At 40.4% G+C, this 16,661-nt stretch carries 15 protein-coding genes and 3 pseudogenes; 4 read left to right on the top strand and 14 right to left on the bottom strand.

The window, feature by feature from the left end; genetic code table 11:
• Positions 1 to 232, top strand: a 232-nt coding sequence (locus tag WAX46_RS13900) for an IS3 family transposase (RefSeq protein WP_336494223.1), incomplete at its 5' end; no start/stop codon positions are given.
• Between the two features lie 490 nt (positions 233 to 722).
• On the opposite strand, the gene WAX46_RS13895 is transcribed toward WAX46_RS13900, so the two are convergent.
• From WAX46_RS13895 to WAX46_RS13880, 4 genes and pseudogenes are all read right to left on the bottom strand, one after another.
• A complete protein-coding gene (locus WAX46_RS13895; RefSeq protein WP_336494222.1) occupies positions 723 to 977 on the bottom strand; it encodes a hypothetical protein in 255 nt (84 codons plus the stop codon).
• Between the two features lie 238 nt (positions 978 to 1,215).
• Entirely contained in the window at positions 1,216 to 1,362 is a 147-nt protein-coding gene (locus WAX46_RS13890) for a GH32 C-terminal domain-containing protein (RefSeq protein ID WP_226569208.1), read from the bottom strand.
• A 352-nt stretch (positions 1,363 to 1,714) separates the two neighbouring features.
• Positions 1,715 to 2,438, bottom strand: a pseudogene (locus WAX46_RS13885) (BglG family transcription antiterminator).
• 122 nt (positions 2,439 to 2,560) lie between these two features.
• Entirely contained in the window at positions 2,561 to 2,881 is a 321-nt protein-coding gene (locus WAX46_RS13880) for a hypothetical protein (protein WP_226569206.1), read from the bottom strand.
• A gap of 450 nt (positions 2,882 to 3,331) precedes the next feature.
• Here WAX46_RS13880 and WAX46_RS13875 point away from each other — a divergent pair, with 450 nt between their 5' ends.
• On the top strand, positions 3,332 to 5,758 hold the full coding sequence (locus WAX46_RS13875; protein WP_336494221.1) for a S8 family peptidase: 2,427 nt from the start codon (positions 3,332 to 3,334) through the stop codon (positions 5,756 to 5,758).
• Between the two features lie 183 nt (positions 5,759 to 5,941).
• Here WAX46_RS13875 and WAX46_RS13870 read toward each other — a convergent pair.
• The 3 genes and pseudogenes from WAX46_RS13870 to WAX46_RS13860 form a co-directional block, all read right to left on the bottom strand.
• Positions 5,942 to 6,224 (bottom strand): annotated as a pseudogene (locus tag WAX46_RS13870) (LLM class flavin-dependent oxidoreductase); the annotation flags it as partial.
• Between the two features lie 26 nt (positions 6,225 to 6,250).
• On the bottom strand, positions 6,251 to 7,000 hold the full coding sequence (nfsA, locus tag WAX46_RS13865) for an oxygen-insensitive NADPH nitroreductase (RefSeq protein WP_226569202.1): 750 nt from the start codon (positions 6,998 to 7,000) through the stop codon (positions 6,251 to 6,253).
• Between the two features lie 108 nt (positions 7,001 to 7,108).
• Positions 7,109 to 8,320 (bottom strand): FtsW/RodA/SpoVE family cell cycle protein, encoded by a 1,212-nt coding sequence (locus WAX46_RS13860; RefSeq protein WP_226569200.1) that lies wholly within the window; start codon positions 8,318 to 8,320, stop codon positions 7,109 to 7,111.
• 486 nt (positions 8,321 to 8,806) lie between these two features.
• Here WAX46_RS13860 and WAX46_RS13855 point away from each other — a divergent pair, with 486 nt between their 5' ends.
• A complete protein-coding gene (locus tag WAX46_RS13855) occupies positions 8,807 to 9,070 on the top strand; it encodes a spore morphogenesis/germination protein YwcE (RefSeq protein WP_226569198.1) in 264 nt (87 codons plus the stop codon).
• A gap of 78 nt (positions 9,071 to 9,148) precedes the next feature.
• Here the strand turns inward: WAX46_RS13855 and qoxD are convergent, their stop codons facing one another.
• The 7 genes and pseudogenes from qoxD to WAX46_RS13820 all read right to left on the bottom strand — a co-directional run bounded on the left by qoxD (position 9,149) and on the right by WAX46_RS13820 (position 15,435).
• On the bottom strand, positions 9,149 to 9,529 hold the full coding sequence (gene qoxD / locus WAX46_RS13850; protein ID WP_336494220.1) for a cytochrome aa3 quinol oxidase subunit IV: 381 nt from the start codon (positions 9,527 to 9,529) through the stop codon (positions 9,149 to 9,151).
• Position 9,530: 1 nt separating this feature from the next.
• Positions 9,531 to 10,148: a cytochrome aa3 quinol oxidase subunit III gene (qoxC, locus tag WAX46_RS13845; protein WP_095409857.1), complete on the bottom strand. Its 618-nt coding sequence runs from the start codon at positions 10,146 to 10,148 to the stop codon at positions 9,531 to 9,533.
• A complete protein-coding gene (qoxB, locus tag WAX46_RS13840; protein WP_336494219.1) occupies positions 10,148 to 12,106 on the bottom strand; it encodes a cytochrome aa3 quinol oxidase subunit I in 1,959 nt (652 codons plus the stop codon). The genes qoxC and qoxB overlap by 1 nt, the downstream gene beginning before the upstream one ends.
• Positions 12,107 to 12,133: 27 nt before the next feature.
• Positions 12,134 to 13,090, bottom strand: coding sequence for a cytochrome aa3 quinol oxidase subunit II (gene qoxA / locus WAX46_RS13835; protein ID WP_336494224.1), 957 nt, complete (start codon positions 13,088 to 13,090; stop codon positions 12,134 to 12,136).
• A gap of 768 nt (positions 13,091 to 13,858) precedes the next feature.
• Complete coding sequence (locus tag WAX46_RS13830; RefSeq protein WP_336494218.1) at positions 13,859 to 14,002, bottom strand: hypothetical protein; 144 nt, start codon at positions 14,000 to 14,002, stop codon at positions 13,859 to 13,861.
• 261 nt (positions 14,003 to 14,263) lie between these two features.
• A pseudogene (galE, locus tag WAX46_RS13825) lies at positions 14,264 to 15,250 on the bottom strand (UDP-glucose 4-epimerase GalE); the annotation flags it as partial.
• Positions 15,250 to 15,435, bottom strand: a complete 186-nt coding sequence (locus WAX46_RS13820) for a hypothetical protein (RefSeq protein ID WP_226569188.1) — start codon at positions 15,433 to 15,435, stop codon at positions 15,250 to 15,252. The gene WAX46_RS13820 and the pseudogene galE, both read right to left, overlap by 1 nt.
• Positions 15,436 to 15,671: 236 nt before the next feature.
• Between WAX46_RS13820 and WAX46_RS13815 the strand changes: the two genes are divergently transcribed.
• On the top strand, positions 15,672 to 16,517 hold the full coding sequence (locus tag WAX46_RS13815; protein ID WP_336494217.1) for an AraC family transcriptional regulator: 846 nt from the start codon (positions 15,672 to 15,674) through the stop codon (positions 16,515 to 16,517).
• Positions 16,518 to 16,661 lie beyond the last annotated feature (144 nt).

The raw sequence follows: 16,661 nt of genomic DNA, 5'->3' as shown, positions 1-16,661 counted from the left end.
TGAGGCCTTAAAAACCTTTCAAATCAAACGCTCCTTAAGCTTCAAAGGGTCACCTTATGATAATGCCGTCGCTGAAGCGATGTTTAAGGTTATTAAAACTGAATTTGTGAATCATGCCCATTTTGAACTTTTTGATTATGTGCACTGGTACAACCACATCAGAATCCATGGGACTTTGGGCTATTTAAGTCCAGTTGAATACAAGTCTAGGAACCTTAAAAAAGCTGTCTAGTTTAGTGTTGACAATCCAAAAACTACTACCTTAGTAAAGAGACCTTATATAAAATGCCACAACCCAAAAGTTAGAGTAAACAAACTAACTTTTGGGGGTAAAACCAGCAACTGGCTACTGAGGGGAACATAACCATATAATGGAAAAACGAATTCAAGGTATCTAATGAGATTCCTTTTTTTTATTTTTAGAAACAAAAAAATGTCATTTATATAAAGTTCCGTTTTTTAAATTAGAGTTAGAACTTCGTATGTTTTTGATGTTTCCTTCCCATAACCTCTATGATTGCTACACTCATAAGTATATAAAAGTACTGACTCTATCAATTCTAGGATTTTTTTGAAAGGTGATGTCGAGAATGAAACACCAAGGGCAACAGCATGAACTGAAAGCCTAAATAAACAGGACTCAAATCATTGTCTTCTTGTGTTATTTCTTTTCTCCTGTATTTAAGCTAAGACATATCTACATCACTCGCAATCTGGCTTTACTACTTTTGCTGATCCGATTCTTTCGCCATTTTTCGAATAAAGGCTTCAATGGATTCAACAAATAAGGCATATTCTTTCATATGTTTATACGTATCTGACAGCTTCTCTTTTAATTCTTCCTGCTCTAAAGAAGGTTCACCGAGAATAGATTGGACTTGAATCAGCATTTCTTTATATTCTTCACGTTTATCTTCAACATGATCTGCCATTGTCTTCAAGCGTTTTCTAGTCGTCGGTTGCTGTTTTGAATTCAAGTAAACAACCCCTTTTTGTCCTACCGCATTTGAATAAACGTCAGCCTCAGCTGTATATATTTTAAAATGATACCATAATTCAACCTGGTATCATATATGCAAAACGTCATCAAACCGCTTCTCACCACCTGAGGCAACCCTTGATTCTACGCTCTATAGGCTCTAAGATACAGGCTGATCTCACTAGAAAGAAGCAAATCAACGACCTGCTTCTTTTTGTAAATGCCATGTCTTCAGTTTAGGCTTTGCTACTAATCGAGATTGATTTATTTCCCGGGGAAGGAAAATTACATGTGGTAAATACTTCTCGGCCTCCGTTTACAAAAATCTCAATCGATGAAGCATCGATAAAATTATGAAGGTCCTGTAATTCCTCTATTTCCACTTCACAAATTTCTTGATTAATCTTCGAATCGATCTCTCTAATTTCTATTTTAAATGATACGGGCAGCCGCACAAATATAGCACTACAGGAATGGATTGAACAGAATGCTTAATATGAAATACATGCTCTTGTTCATTGTCCACATCGTTTGAAGATCACTTACTTGCTTTTGAATAAGCATATATATCCAAAATCCCCTAATCCGCTTTTTCCACTGCTTGTTATGATGCCCTGAATTGTCCAATTGTCTAACGCATCAGAGGTAAGACCGGTCTCAACCTTTTTATATTTTGACCCATATACACTAAGAAGAGTCGTATGCATAAAAAAAAGCCTGCGAACAGGCACAACATTAAACCAATTCGGCATCCTGCAGACGCTGGACATGCAGCGTGATGTAGCCGATCTCCGATTCAGGGAGATGAAGTCCATATTGATTTTTTAACACATCAGCGAGTCCAAGCGCACACTGGTAAGCCAAATCATACTTTGTTTGGATAAAAATCAGCATGTCATCATCCATGATTTGAAATGCTTCATTCAATTCCAACCTGCCTAATGCATACCTCAAATGTGTCACAAGCCGCTGATAGGAAATGCTATCCTCATCAATCGAGGCTCAAAATAGCTTTCAATATGCTCGATCATTTCTTTGATCATCGTTGTGTATTTGACCGCCTTCTTCATGGACTCCATATTCATTTGGCCGTATGAATATGAAGTGCCACATATCCTGCCTCATCGTCCGGCAGTTCAACCCCAACGCTCCTGTACATAACGAATGGCATACTTTCCAATTTCTTATTCTGCCTATATAAGACTTTGATCTCACCAAGCAATTTATTATATGCGAAGGATAAATGGTCTGTCAGTGATATGTGGATATGATCACTGAGCGGCATCATGATTTCACCCTCTGCATAGCTGATCATCTGCCACCTCAATATGCGCTTCCGGCAATGTCGCAAGAATTTGTTTGAATTTCTCATTTTCCTCACGAACTACAAATATTTTCTCTAATTTTTGAACGGGAACGACGTCATTTTTCCCTTCTGAAAAGCAATTCAGGGCACCATCACAATTTTCTCCTGATCTCCCTCCTTTACTCCCACTGCATTGTTATTCAATATATTATATATCTTTAAGGGGTATCCTCTCCCACAAGATAACGTTTCTTATGTGGGGTTTTTACCCTGTTTCACCTCTTCTGTAAAGGTAAGAGTGGACCAGCACGCGCCTCTCTCGTCGTCTTCTCATATCGCATTAACAGACTTTGATGAAACTCGATTTCCGCCCCGCACTTCTTCTTATTTCCCTCTGCCAGCTTCTCTTGCTGTCTCTCTTTCACTACTTGAAAGAATCCAACATCCACTATGGCCGCTTTAAACCCTTGCTGCTTCATCCTCACACCGGGATTCACAAGCACATTCATTATGAAACCAAACCATACACTCAACCAGTTCTTCCATCTCTTCACTGAACATCCCCCGCTTTTCTTAGAATCTAGCAACTCTAGCAAAACAACTGCTCCTATCATATCCCGAGAAAAAAGCGATGTTTGTCACAATCTGGGTGAAAAAACCAACTAGTTTTCAGAAGTTTTGTTGAAAAGTGCAGAAGTTCATCACGTTGCATGATGTTTCACTAAAAAATTATACACACACTATCACAAGGATAAGCACACCTTACCAATAGGGTTTATCCACATATCAACACCCTCTCACTAGATTTAGTGTATGTGATTTTGTTTGTTTTCCATATAAACATCTGAATAATCAAGTTATCAATAACTTACTGTGTGTGACTTTATAAACAAAATACTTCTTTATAACTTTGTAAAATAAGTCCATTTTAGTAAAGGAATTGTTTTCATCGTATTGAATACTTAATAACGGGCAGTGAATCTTTCCTATTTATTCACAAAAAGAAAGGCTATCTCCCTAAAAACTGCTAGAAAGGGGAAAATTAATTGAAAAAAGGAATCTCTCGTTCTTCTGTTCTATTGTTCTCCACTTTTTTTATTTTATCCACATTCTTTTCAGGGCAACACGCTACTGCCGCTCCATCTAACAAGCAGGTGGAACTGGAAAAAGCAGAAATCTTCGGTGAAATCAATGTCAACTCTAAAAAACACACCACTATCATTGTTGAATTAAAGAAAAAACCCTTAGTTGTATCCAAACAAGAAGGCGAAGCACAAACGAAAGCCTCTCTTAAAAGATCTCGAACAAAAGTAAAGAACGCAGCACTCAAAAAGGTAGATAAAGCGAGCGTTCGTCAAGAATATGAAAAGGTCTTCTCTGGTTTCTCTATGAAACTTCCTGCAAACGAAATCCCGAAGCTGCTCGCAGTTGACGGAGTAAAAGCAGTTTACCCGGATGTTACATATAAAACAGATGAAGTGAAAAAAGAAAGTGTTCAGCTCCCAAATGAGGATGTCTCTCCCCTTATGGATAAGAGCGCTCCATTTATCGGTGCACCAAAAGCATGGGATGCAGGCTATTCTGGAAAAGGGGTAAAAGTCGCTGTCATTGATACTGGAGTAGACTATACCCACCCTGATTTAAAAGGAAACTTCGGTTTATACAAAGGCTATGATTTTGTCGATCAAGATTATTCTCCACAAGAGACGCCTAAAGGAGACCCTAGAGGCCAATCCACAGATCACGGTACACACGTGGCAGGAACAATTGCGGCGAATGGACAAATTAAAGGTGTCGCAAAGGATGCCACCCTTCTTGCATATCGTGTACTCGGACCAGGTGGTTCTGGAACTACTGAAAATGTACTTGCTGGTATTGACCGAGCTGTCACTGATGGCGCAGATGTCATGAACCTATCTCTTGGAAACAGTGTCAATAACCCTGATTATGCTACAAGTATTGCACTGGATTGGGCCATGTCTGAAGGCGTTGTCGCTGTCACATCAAATGGGAACAGCGGTCCGAACAACTGGTCAGTCGGTTCTCCTGGTACGTCAAGAGATGCCATTTCTGTCGGAGCTACTCAGCTTCCGTACAGTCTATACAACGTGAAATTCCCTTCCTATTCTACTGCAAAAATCATGGGCTACTACCAAGAAAGTGATTTAAAAGCACTTGACCAAGAACAAGTCTCACTCGTCCAAGCGGGTATCGGTGACGAAAAAGCATTTGAAAACATCGATGTCAAAGGAAAGGTTGCGGTGATTGAACGCGGAGCCATCGCCTTTGTTGATAAAGTGGAAAATGCAAAAGCCGCTGGTGCGATCGGCGTTGTAATGTATAACAATACCGATGGAGAAATTCCAGTTGATGTACCGGGTCTTGCTCTTCCTACGATTAAGCTTTCAAAAGCTGAGGGAACAGCACTCGTTAAAGCCATTAAGGCTGGAAATAATACAACGACTTTCTCCATTCAATTTGTCAAAGAACTACGTGAGCAAATAGCTGACTTCTCATCTCGCGGGCCTGTTGTGGATACGTGGATGATTAAGCCTGATCTATCAGCACCTGGTGTTAGCATTGTGAGTACAATCCCGACTCATGATCCTTCTCAGCCGTATGGATATGGCTCTAAGCAAGGAACAAGCATGGCATCTCCACATGTGGCAGGAGTAGCAGCGATTATTAAGCAAGCAAACCCTTCGTACTCTACTGAACAAATCAAAGCATTGCTAATGAATACAGCGGAAAAACTGTCTGACGCAAATGGCAATCCATTCCCTCACAACACACAGGGAACAGGAAGTGTTCGAATCATCGAATCACTTCAAGCGTCTTCTATCGTTTCTGATGCCAGCTATTCTTACGGCACTTTCTTAAAAGAAAAGGGCATTCAAATCAAAACGAAGAAATTCAAAGTAGAAAACCTTTCAAGAACACCAAAAACCTATACCCTTGATTACAAGTTCGATGGCAACGGCATCAATCCAAACGGAACGAAAAAAATCACAGTGAAAGGTAATTCTACTAAATCTTTTACTTCCTCGGTACAAGTGAATTACGCAAAAACCAAAAAAGGAACGTACCAAGGCAGTATCACGATTCGCGAAAATGGCAGAAAGGTCACTGAAATTCCTACTTTACTGATTGTGAAAGAGCCTGATTACCCACGCGTCACTTCTGTTTCCGTAGAACCGGACAACCGTGCTGGAAGCTATGTCATTAGCAGCTATCTCCCTGGCGGTGCTGAAAATCTCGCATTCCTCGTCTATTCTACGGATGGAGAGTATTTAGGCGAAGCAGGTGTTTATCAACATGTTGATAAAGGAGAGCAGCGATTGAAATGGAATGGCACCATCAATCAAGGTCAAAAGCTAGAAGCTGGTGAATATACAATGCTTGCGTATGCGAGCCTGAAAGGAAAATCAGATACCGTTCAAACGAAAGAACCTTTCGAAATTTACCTTGAATAAATAAGAATCACATAAAAAGCCTTGTATGAGCGGATAAGCTCATCAAGGCTTTTCTATCATATATGGAGGAAAAAGAGATTGATGTTGATATTCTTATGGATTGTTTCTTTTTTACTACTGTTTTTCTGACGAACACCTTGATTACCTTTTTACACGCGAAACAGCCTCATCCTTTTCATCAAGCATGTCTTCTACCTGCTCAGGATATTGATCACCAAGGCGCTTTCGTTCTCCATGATGAGTGCAATGGAAGAGATCGGCATTCCTCCAGGAGCACGCCAAACCCAAGGTCTATTCTGTCCAGAGCTAATGCTTGGAGAACTCTGAAGTTCTCTGCAACTTTACAGACACCGAAGTGGGGAAGAATGATTCCGCCTGAGCCAATGCGTATGTGTGGCGTAACGGCTGATAAATGGCCGAGAAGCACCTCTGGACTCGATCCTGCAAGCCAGTTTGAAAAGTGATGCTATGATAGAAAGGGGGATGTCCTATTTATTTTCGATTAAAACCCTTCTCTTTGACAAATTCGCTAAGGTAGGCTCGTTTGGGATTGCTGAAGCGTCGAATCATCTGCTCAGACCAAGTATCTTTCCTTTCGCCGTTTGTTCGTTCTTCATAATATGCTGAAATGCGTTCATCGTATTCTTTTAAATAACGATCCACATGTGCTTCATCTTGCTCATATGAATTTTCATGATAAATCAGTTCAATTGGGAGCCGTTCCTTTTGTGATGATTGATTGGCTGGATGCCCTACAACTAGACCGAATAACGGAAGCACATAGGAAGGTGTTTCAAGTAATTCAGAGACTTCTTTCAGCTCATTACGCAGTCCGCCGATATAGCAGATGCCAAGTCCCATTGATTCTGCTGCTACACTGACATTTTGCGCAGCTAAAGCCGCATCAATCACACTAATAAGAAAAGCTTCCGTATTCTCAAGTGCTTCTTGATGGTTCTTCCCTGCTTTTTGAGCGATGTAATCGTGACGTTTCAGGTCTGCACAGAAGACAAAGAGTTGCCCATTCTTCTCAACATATGGCTGATTCCCTGCTAGTTCAGCAAGCTTGTCCTTTTTCTCCTGATCTGTTACACCAATGATGCTATACGCCTGCACATAGCTTGATGTCGAAGCAGCCTGTGCACTTTTCACAAGTAACAGCACCTCTTCCTTAGTCAGACGCTCGTCTGTAAACGAACGGATGGACCGATGATTTAATATGGTTTCTATCGTTTGGTTCAATTAGAAGACCTCCTTCACTCCTTCTATCATAAGACAAAGATAGATCGCCTTTCAAGAATTAGAACTGCACAAAAAAGACAGTCTGTGTTAGACTGCCCCTTCCCCATTTTATTTAAATAAATAACTTTGATATTTGGTTAATTGAACACTTGCATTATACGCAATACCGAATCCAATTAAAACAGATAAAATTGAGCTTCCCCCGAAGCTGATAAATAAGAGTGGAATCCCTGTTACAGGCATCACGCCTATGTTCATCCCTATATTCTGGAATGTATGGATCACAATCATTGCTGTATATCCTACACAGAAAAATGACGCAAATCGGCTATAAGGATGAATACGGTCGATCAGCACGACAAGCCGGTAGATCAGGAAGAAAAACATAATCACAACAAATGCACAGCCCACAAAGCCAAAGGCTTCTCCTATAATGGAGAAAATCATATCTGTTTGTGCTTCTGGGACATAGACTTTTAAATTTTTAATGCCATTTCCAAAAATTTGACCTGCACCAATGGCCATAATGGCTTGATCCACTTGATATTTATCAGACCCAGATGCATCCTGTGTCTGCGCTTGGTTGGCTGAACTAGAACTGTCAGGGAGCCAGGCCGTAATCCGGTTGATTTGGTATTGCTGAATTCCAATTTTTTGCGCGAAATCAGGGAATAGAATGATGACAGCTAACACCGCGGCAGCTAATAGCACAACCACTGAACCGATGAGAGAGATCAACTTCCAATTGATCCCTGACAAAAATACCATGACCATTACAATAAACATACATACTGCAGCCGTACCTGCATCCTGCAAAAAGATGAGTCCAACTGGTACAGCAGATACCCCGGCAATTTTTAATAGAAGAAAAATATCATCTTCTAATGTCCGTTTACCTCTAGGGGTTGCCTTCCCAATGACAGATGCGAGCATCATAATCAATCCAATTTTCATGAACTCTGAAGGCTGAAATGTTCCGATTCCCGGTAACACAAACCAACTTTTTGCACCATTTTTAATTGGCGCAAAGTCATGACCAGCAATTTGTGCAGGTGCGATTTTAAGAAGGATTAACAGCATAATGCCGCCTATAAAAATATATAAGCTCAGCTTTTCTAATTGCTCCAGGTCAAAGTAATTAATGGCTACAATACATATGACCCCGACCATGTAGTAAATGATCTGTCTGGTCCATGCATTAGATCCGTACTGCCCAAATTGACCTGCAGCATAAATGGCAATGACACTGATCGAAAAGAAGGCTAGAAATATAAAAATCAAATCTCCCTGATAGTAAGGAGATGTATTCTGCTTGTTCATGAACTAACCACCCTTATTACAAAACATAAAAGCCCTTATTTATATTAGCCTTATTCATATTAGATTGAAATTTTCACAAAAGCAACTCACCTTAAATATGACGGAAGATACATCCGAAAAGTTCCATTTCAATTTTCAAAAAATGAAATACTTTTCATTCTAAAAATGGGGAAAAACACCTTTCTCTCATTTCACCGATCACAAGTCCTTTAAAAAGATTATTTTACAGATTTCAAGGGGAAAATACAATGACTTATGTGATGATAGGACAAGCAAACATGAAGCCAGCATAAGGTAGACTGATGCATGAAGAAAAAACCATTTTCTGTGGAATAAGGCCTATTTTCCAATGGTTGGGTTTACTTCATAGTCAATTGTGGTATAATCATTGTAACAAAAAGTTCACAATATATCCTGAAAACAGACACAATTGCATCCTGACCTCTCATTTGATTTGAACATCAACTTACAAAGGAGTTGGATACGATGGATATGTTTTTTGCGTACCTATGTATTGCAACAGCTACACCCCTGTTTTTATGGCTAGAAAACAGAAAAATTGCATTGGCATCTATTCCACCCATTTTGATTATGTGGATTTTCTTCGGTCTTTACATGACAAGTAGTTTATCTCCAACAGGACATACCTTCATGATTGCGTTCTTTGCCATTAACGTGATTCTTGCTCATATTGCAGCGTTCCTCATCTATGGTCTTCCATTCATTCGCAAAAGACTCAGCAGCAGATAGATATCGCACCACCAATTGGAAGCGTTATACACAATCATTTTAAAAACCACTCATCTTTCATAGATGAGTGGTTTTTTATTAATGACCTGAATGCTCAGACTGTTTTGGCGCAGACGGTGAATATCCGTCTTTGCTGTTTTCACCGTGGTGGTAGTGAGCCGCGAAAATCCAAACAGATCCGATGACGAAGATAATTGCACAGAATAGGCCAAACAAGGTATTTCCGACTTGAACAGTCCCGTTCTCACTTTCTGTCATGTGCATAAACATGAATAGCTGCAAGAATGCTTGAATGAATGCAAAACCAAAGATAATCCATAGTTTTGCGGCACTGCCAATTTCAGCTCCAATGGCAATCCAAAATGCTAAGATTGTTAGCACAATGGATAAGAAGAAGCCGACTACGTGTTTCCAAGGGAAGTGTTCGTGCTCTGCTGAGGAATGTGTTTTTCCAACCATATCACAAAAGCCCCCCTAATCCGATCAAGTACACAGCTGTGAAGATGAAAATCCATACAACATCAAGGAAATGCCAGTATAGACTTGAGATAAAGATCTTCGCTGCTGTTTGTGGAGTTAATCCACGTTTTTTAATTTGGAACAAGATACCGGTAATCCAGAAGATACCGATCGATACGTGTAATCCGTGAGTTCCTAAAAGGACAAAGAATGCAGACCAATACGCACTTGTATGGATGCTTGCACCCTCATGTACATAATGGAAGAATTCATAAATCTCAAAGCCAACGAAGCCAGCACCTAGAAGCAGTGTAAGAATCGTCCAAATGACAACTCCTTTTGTACTTCCACGGCGCATTTCATGAACGGCAATCCCACATGTAAATGAACTTACCAATAGCAAGAATGTCATGATTAATACAAGCTTCATATCAAATAGCTCAGCTGGTAAAACGCCACCAGCTGTTCTGCCATGAAGAACAAAATAGGTCGCAAAAAGTGTTGAGAACAACACGATTTCCGCACCAAGGAATATCCAGAAACCAAGGATGTTTAAACGTCCCGTTTCAGACTGATATTCAAGCGGTGCATTTGCATAGCTGCTATCATTATGTCCCATTACTCCTGCGCCTCCTTATTCTTTTTCTCTGTTTCAATCACTTCTTCAACAGGAATATAGTAGCCATCGTCATATTCGAATGAACGTAAAATCATTGTTGCGAATACACCGATTAAGCCGATTACGCCAATCCAGTACCATTCAAATACAAGACCGAATGCACCGATTCCGAAGAATACAGACATGATCAGTGGTCTGCCTGAATTGTGCGGCATGTGAATTTTTTTGAATTCTTTTTCAGGATGAACATCTACATTGTTTTGCTTCCAATGATGGAATGCATCTGGTGCTGTCACTTCTGGAAGTGCTGCAAAGTTATAATGCGGCGGAATGGCAGAAGACGTCGCCCAGTCAAGTGTACGTCCTTCTCCCCAGCTGTCTCCAGACACTTCACGTTTCGCATGTCTCCAGCTGTAGTAAATGTTATAGCAAAGGATGATGAATCCGATACCCATCATGAATGCACCAATTGTTGAAATAAAGTTTAGTGCAGTCCAACCATCCTCTGGTCCGTACGTATAAATTCGTCTTGGCATTCCTTGCAGTCCTAAGAAGTACTGCGGGAAGAAACAGATATTGAATCCGATCATGAATACCCAGAAGAACCATTTGCCGATTCTTTCGTTTAACTTGTAGCCAAACATTTTTGGATACCAGAAAACAAGACCAGCAAAGCAAGCAAATACAGTACCTGCGATTAATACATAGTGGAAGTGGGATACTAGGAAGTACGTGTTATGGTACTGGTAATCCGCAGCTGCCATCGCAAGCATAACCCCAGTTACACCACCGATCACGAAGTTCGGGATGAAACCAAGTGCCCAAAGCATTGGTGATGTAAAACTGATACGGCCTCGATACATCGTAAAGAGCCAGTTAAAGATTTTGACACCTGTTGGTACAGATATCGCCATTGTTGTGATCGAGAAGAATGAGTTAACCGCTGCACTGTTCCCCATTGTAAAGAAGTGGTGAACCCACACAATGAAGCTAAGAACAGAGATTGCCACAATCGATACTACCATCGCTTTGTAACCAAACAACTGCTTTCTTGAGAACGTCGCAAAGATTTCTGAGAAAATACCGAAAGCAGGTAAGATAACAATATATACCTCAGGATGTCCCCAAATCCAGAAAAGGTTCGCCCAAAGCATTGGCATACCGCCTGCTTCGAGAGTAAAGAATGCAGAACCGAATAAACGATCAAATGTCATAAGTGCTAAAGCAACTGTTAAAACAGGGAATGCGAAAACGATAATGACAGACGTAATCAATGTTGTCCATGTAAACATTGGCATACGCATAAGCGTCATACCTTTTGTACGCATTTTTAAGATGGTCACCATGAAGTTAATACCAGTCATCAGTGTACCAATACCTGCAATTTGGAGTCCGAGCAAGTAGTAGTTCTGTCCAGGTCCTGGTGAGAAGTCATTTCCGGCGAGCGGCATGTAACTAGTCCAGCCTGCACTTGGTGATCCTCCAATAACGAAGGAAATGTTGAACAGCATCGCTCCGACCATAAATGTCCAGAAGCTAAGGTTATTCAAATACGGAAATGCAACGTCACGTGCGCCAATTTGAAGAGGCACAACAACATTGATTAAACCAATTAAAAATGGCATCGCCATGAAGAGAATCATAATCGTACCATGTGTTGTAAAGATTTCATTATAGTGGTTGGAATCTAAAAACGTATTATTAGGAAGCGCCAGCTGTGTGCGCATCATCAGTCCGTCTACCCCACCGCGGAAGAACATAATCACAGCAGCAAGGATATACATGATCCCTAACTTTTTATGATCAACTGATGTTAACCATTCTTTCCAGAGCCATTTCCACTTTTTGAAGTAGGTTAAAACAAAAACAATGGCAATGGAAGTAAGAGCGATAGAAATTTGCGCACCAAGAATTAATGGGTCTCCAGTTACAAAAAACTCATCCCATTTTAAATGCATAACGGCCTCCTCCTTTCTTTAGTCAGTTTATTCTGTTTCTAGTTTTCTTTTATAGTTCTTCACATTCTCGAAAGGATCTGTTTTAGAATGCGGAGAAACTGATTGGTAACCTAAACGTTTGCGTGCTTGGAGTGCATATTCCGAATCTTCTCCATGCTTCGCAAAAGATAAGTGTGTTGATGAGAATGTCTGCACATCTGCACCATCAGGAAGCATCAAGTAATCATACGTTTTCTTGGTTAACTTTGGTGCTTCTTTTTTCGTTTTATTTACCCATTTATCATAGTCAGACTGCGTCATCGAATTGACTTTGAATTTTTGCTGAGCAAAGCCCTCGCCTGTGAAGTTGGCATTTCTTCCTTCGTATGTGCCTACTTTATCAGCTTGAAGATACTGTTCCATTTCCATTCCAGCCATCGCATATTTCTGCCCGCCTAGCCGAGGAATCCATAGTGATGCCATTGTATCAGCGGAAGTGATTTTGAATAAAATCGGCTGATCTTTTGGAATGTTTAAGTAGTTCACTGTTTCAATATTTTCCTCTGGGTAACTAAAAATCCATTTCCAATCAACTGCTGTAGCATAAACGACAAGTGGATCTTTATGACTTGTTGCTTTAGGTGCCTCTTCCAAAGAGTAAATTGTTTTTACTGTTGGAACTGAAAGGGCAGCAACGATTAATATTGGGATCACTGTCCAGACAACTTCTAAAAGCGTATTGCCGTGTAGGTCTGGATTATAAGAGGCGTTTCCAACGTCCTTACGCTCACGATATTTAACCAAAATGATGGTAAACAGTATAAATACCGCACCAATGATAAAGAGCATGAATCCGATAGATAAAAGGATTAAGTCTTTTTGTTGTGCTGCGACTGGTCCTTTAGGATCTAAAACAGCGATATTGCTACAACCTCCTAATACAAAAACACTCACGAGCATCGCTAATAAAAGCATAGGTTTAATGGCTCTGAACAAGAAGATCACCATCCTTCCTTAAATAATGTATAAATTGCTGAATAATTGTGAAAAACCATCTGCCTTCGAAAACTTTTCTTCCCTTTTTCATGCTATCAAAATCTGTAGGAGTTAGCTTCCCTTTTTTCAAAAGTTCATTTAATTTTCAACTGATTTCTATTAAAATGTCATAAATTCGACATAAATTTATATTATTGCATAAACAATAAATTTCTAGAAATTTGAAAAGTTGAGATTAGAAGGAAAAGGGCATACAATAAATAACTCTGTCAAATTAGGTTTACCACAATAAAAAAATTTGGTGGAATTTCAATTTAACTTAATATAATTTTATCTAGGTGAATAATGCCAACATAGGTAACCCCACATTTAACAAAAATCTTACTCATTTTAACGCAAGTTGATAAGAAAAAAGTATCGATCCTCAGCCTATGCGCTGTAAAAATTGGTAATGGCGATAAATGGGAATTTCACTAAAGACTTCCAATAAAAAGCCGGCTTAACGCCGGCATTCTGCATTTATTCCTCCCTCACCAATATGTCAGTTCATCTATAAATGTTCCCTTCATGTTCGATGTTCATGTACGTCTACTTGCCCGTATAGGTTAAAAAGCGATTATTCTCTCTCTCTACTATGATCGTATCCTCTGATTTTTATCCAGGCAATGAAGGATTCCAGGTGAACACTTGATGAAGTGAATTTCCTCGGGAACTGTAATGATCTCTCTAGTTACAAAGCCCGTTTTTACACGCTCCTTGGTATAGTTTTTTCGCTTTTTAAATCCGGATACCGTCGAGCTGTTTTTCTTCCATTTCCTGCATTTCATAGAACCAGCTTGTGGCGGCCTTTGGTCCTTCAAGATGATGTTTCTCTTCAAACATCGCATAGATGACACTTGAAGGCGCCACCAAACAGCCCATGATTTTTGCATCTAGTAAATCACGATTCGTATCTGCCCCTCAGGAATGAGACTACTGCCCAATCCAGCATTTGCATTAATATGTCTTCCACCTGAGACCGTTCTCGCTTCAGCGTCATCGAGTCCGAGTACCTCATGCAGTCGATTTCTCGTATAATCAATACCTAGTGGCGTTATAAGCTCCTTATCTATCCTGTATTGAATCAGTCTGTTCCATATTTCCGAAAATATCCATCTCCATTCCCTCTGTACCCCTCTTGCCTGCCTGGTAGCCTTCTGGATGTTTCTGAAACCAATGCCACGCGCTTTGAATGATTGTCTGGAGGTCTGCATATTGAGGCTTCCATCCCAATTCTTGCAGCGCCTTTTCAGAAGAAGCAATCAGCTTTGCCGGATCTCCCGCCCGTCTTTTTGCCACCTGTGCTGGGATGGCATGACCCGTCACTTCTCTTGCCGCTTCTACTACCTGCTTCACCGAAAAGCCTGTGCCATTCCCTAAGTTATACGTCGCACTTCCTTTTCCTTGACGCAGACGATCAACCGCTAAGATGTGCGCCTCAACTAAATCCATCACATGAATATAATCTCTAATGCAAGTGCCATCCTCTGTCTCATAATCATCCCCATAAATCATGATCTGATCACGTTTCCCTAAAGCTACTTGGAGAATAATTGGAATCAGATGTGTCTCTGGCTGATGATCTTCACCGACAAGCCCTTCTGTATGAGCACCAGCTACGTTAAAATAACGAAGTACAACGTATTCAATGCCATAAGCCTGCTCAGACCACTTCAACATTCTTTCAATCGCTAATTTCGTTTCTCCATAAGGATTCGTTGGGGTCGTCTCATCTATTTCAACGATTGGTACACGCTTTGGTTCTCCATATGTAGCTGCTGTTGAAGAAAACACGATGTTCTTCACATCAAATTCATTCATCACCTGAAGTAAAGCAGTTGCCCCTCCGACATTATTGTCATAGTACTTTAACGGTTCCTTTACACTCTCACCAACAAGTGAATCTGCAGCAAAGTGCATGACCGCTTCAATCTCATTCGTTTGAAAAACCTGTCTTAAAAAAGATTGATCTCTTAAATCTCCCTCTTCTAATACAGCTCCCTCTACAACAGCTTCTTTATGACCTGTCTGTAAATTATCAACAATCACCACTTGTTCTCCTTTAGCTAAAAGAGCCGCTACCGCATGACTGCCAATGAAACCTGCTCCTCCACAAACTAAAATTGTCATCAAAGTTCCTCCTTCGTTAATTCTCTTGTGCAGCCGCCAAAGCCCGCATCTGTCATAAGGAAACCAATCGTCCCAGGGTGACGCCAAGCGGTTTCTGCAAGTACATCTAGTTCAAGTCCAGTCACTTCATTATCATTATTTAAAGAAAGATGAGATACCTTCATGAGAGGGCCTAGTTCTACCATTTTATCATCTTTCAGAAAATATACTGCTTTCAGGGGCCGCTCGTAACGTATCGATCATATCCAATCCCCTTTTCTTTTCTGATAATCTTATTTTAGTGGCCTCAACTTCAGATGTTAGATGGTAAAAAACGTTAAAAGTACCCTTTTTTTGCTGCCAATGGTACGATGTGATATGAGGTGTACGATGGTTCAAAATAGAAAAAGGTTGTTTTTTGCTGTGAAGGGAGATTTCCGATTTGAAGAAGGAAGCATTTGCATTTCGTTTTCACCATTCTGATGTCACATTGCCGGCGCAAATATGGTCTGTTGGCTGGGAAGTTCAGTCATCTTCGTTATACAGCTGGAATGGCGTAGAGCGGAAGGATCAGGGCAAGTGCATCTTTCAACTCACACTGTCTGGACATGGCATGATTGAAATTGGACAGAAGCGTTTCAAAGTATTGCCGAGACAGGCCTTTCTGGTGAAATGCCCAAGTGCCTATCAATACTATTTTCCAGAAGGCAGTGACAATTGGGAATTTATGTATTTGATCCTTTACGGGGAAGCCTGCGATCTTTGCTTTGATCAATTTATGGATCAAGGAAAGCAGGTCATGCGTTTTCATCCAAATTCCAAACCGATCCGCCTGCTAAAGAAAATTTATGATGAAGCCAGTGAAAGACGGATCACCAATCCATTTGAGGGGTCTAGCCTTGCTTATCAATTTGTCATGGAACTTTATTCATATTTGCCAAAGCTTGAGAGACAAATGGAAAAATGGCCTGAGCCCATCGTCCAAGCGGCCTTGTTTGCAAGCCATCATTTTCATGAGGAAATCGGCCCTGACGATATGGCAGCTGCTGCATGTTTATCCAAAAGTCATTTTACGAGGGAATTCAAAAAGGCAACTGGCTTCACACCGATTCACTATTTAACCAATATTCGTTTAGAAAAGGCGGAAACTTTACTGAAAACAACGAAATATTCGATTGAAGAAATCGCCATACAGTGCGGCTACCGAAATGCGAATTACTTGAATAAAGTCTTTCGAAAGAAAATCGGCATGTCTCCGAAGCAACTGCGGGAAACTAGCGATGCATAATAAAAAGCAGCCGCATATGAAGTGCACCCCAAATATTAGACACAGTCTAACATTTGGAGGTGCTTTTCTTTGGCTAAATTTACAATTGAAGATAAAATCAAAGCGGTAAAACGATACCTCATTGATCGTGAGAGCTTGCTTAGA

It is taken from the genome of Bacillus sp. FJAT-53060 (assembly GCF_037104745.1).
GTDB classification, from domain to species: domain Bacteria; phylum Bacillota; class Bacilli; order Bacillales; family Bacillaceae; genus Bacillus; species Bacillus stratosphericus_B.
Note: the sequence above shows the minus strand (reverse complement) of the source record. Positions and strands in the feature narration are given on the sequence as shown.

What these genes read in the sequence shown, in the direction of transcription:
- WAX46_RS13860 (WP_226569200.1), bottom strand. Translation starts at nt 8,320, where the DNA reads ATGAACAAGCAGAATACATCTCCTTACTATCAGGGAGATTTGATTTTT.
- WAX46_RS13855 (WP_226569198.1), top strand. Translation starts at nt 8,807, where the DNA reads ATGGATATGTTTTTTGCGTACCTATGTATTGCAACAGCTACACCCCTG.
- qoxD (WP_336494220.1), bottom strand. Translation starts at nt 9,529, where the DNA reads ATGGTTGGAAAAACACATTCCTCAGCAGAGCACGAACACTTCCCTTGG.
- qoxC (WP_095409857.1), bottom strand. Translation starts at nt 10,148, where the DNA reads ATGGGACATAATGATAGCAGCTATGCAAATGCACCGCTTGAATATCAG.
- qoxB (WP_336494219.1), bottom strand. Translation starts at nt 12,106, where the DNA reads ATGCATTTAAAATGGGATGAGTTTTTTGTAACTGGAGACCCATTAATT.
- WAX46_RS13830 (WP_336494218.1), bottom strand. Translation starts at nt 14,002, where the DNA reads ATGGGCTGTTTGGTGGCGCCTTCAAGTGTCATCTATGCGATGTTTGAA.
- WAX46_RS13820 (WP_226569188.1), bottom strand. Translation starts at nt 15,435, where the DNA reads ATGGTAGAACTAGGCCCTCTCATGAAGGTATCTCATCTTTCTTTAAAT.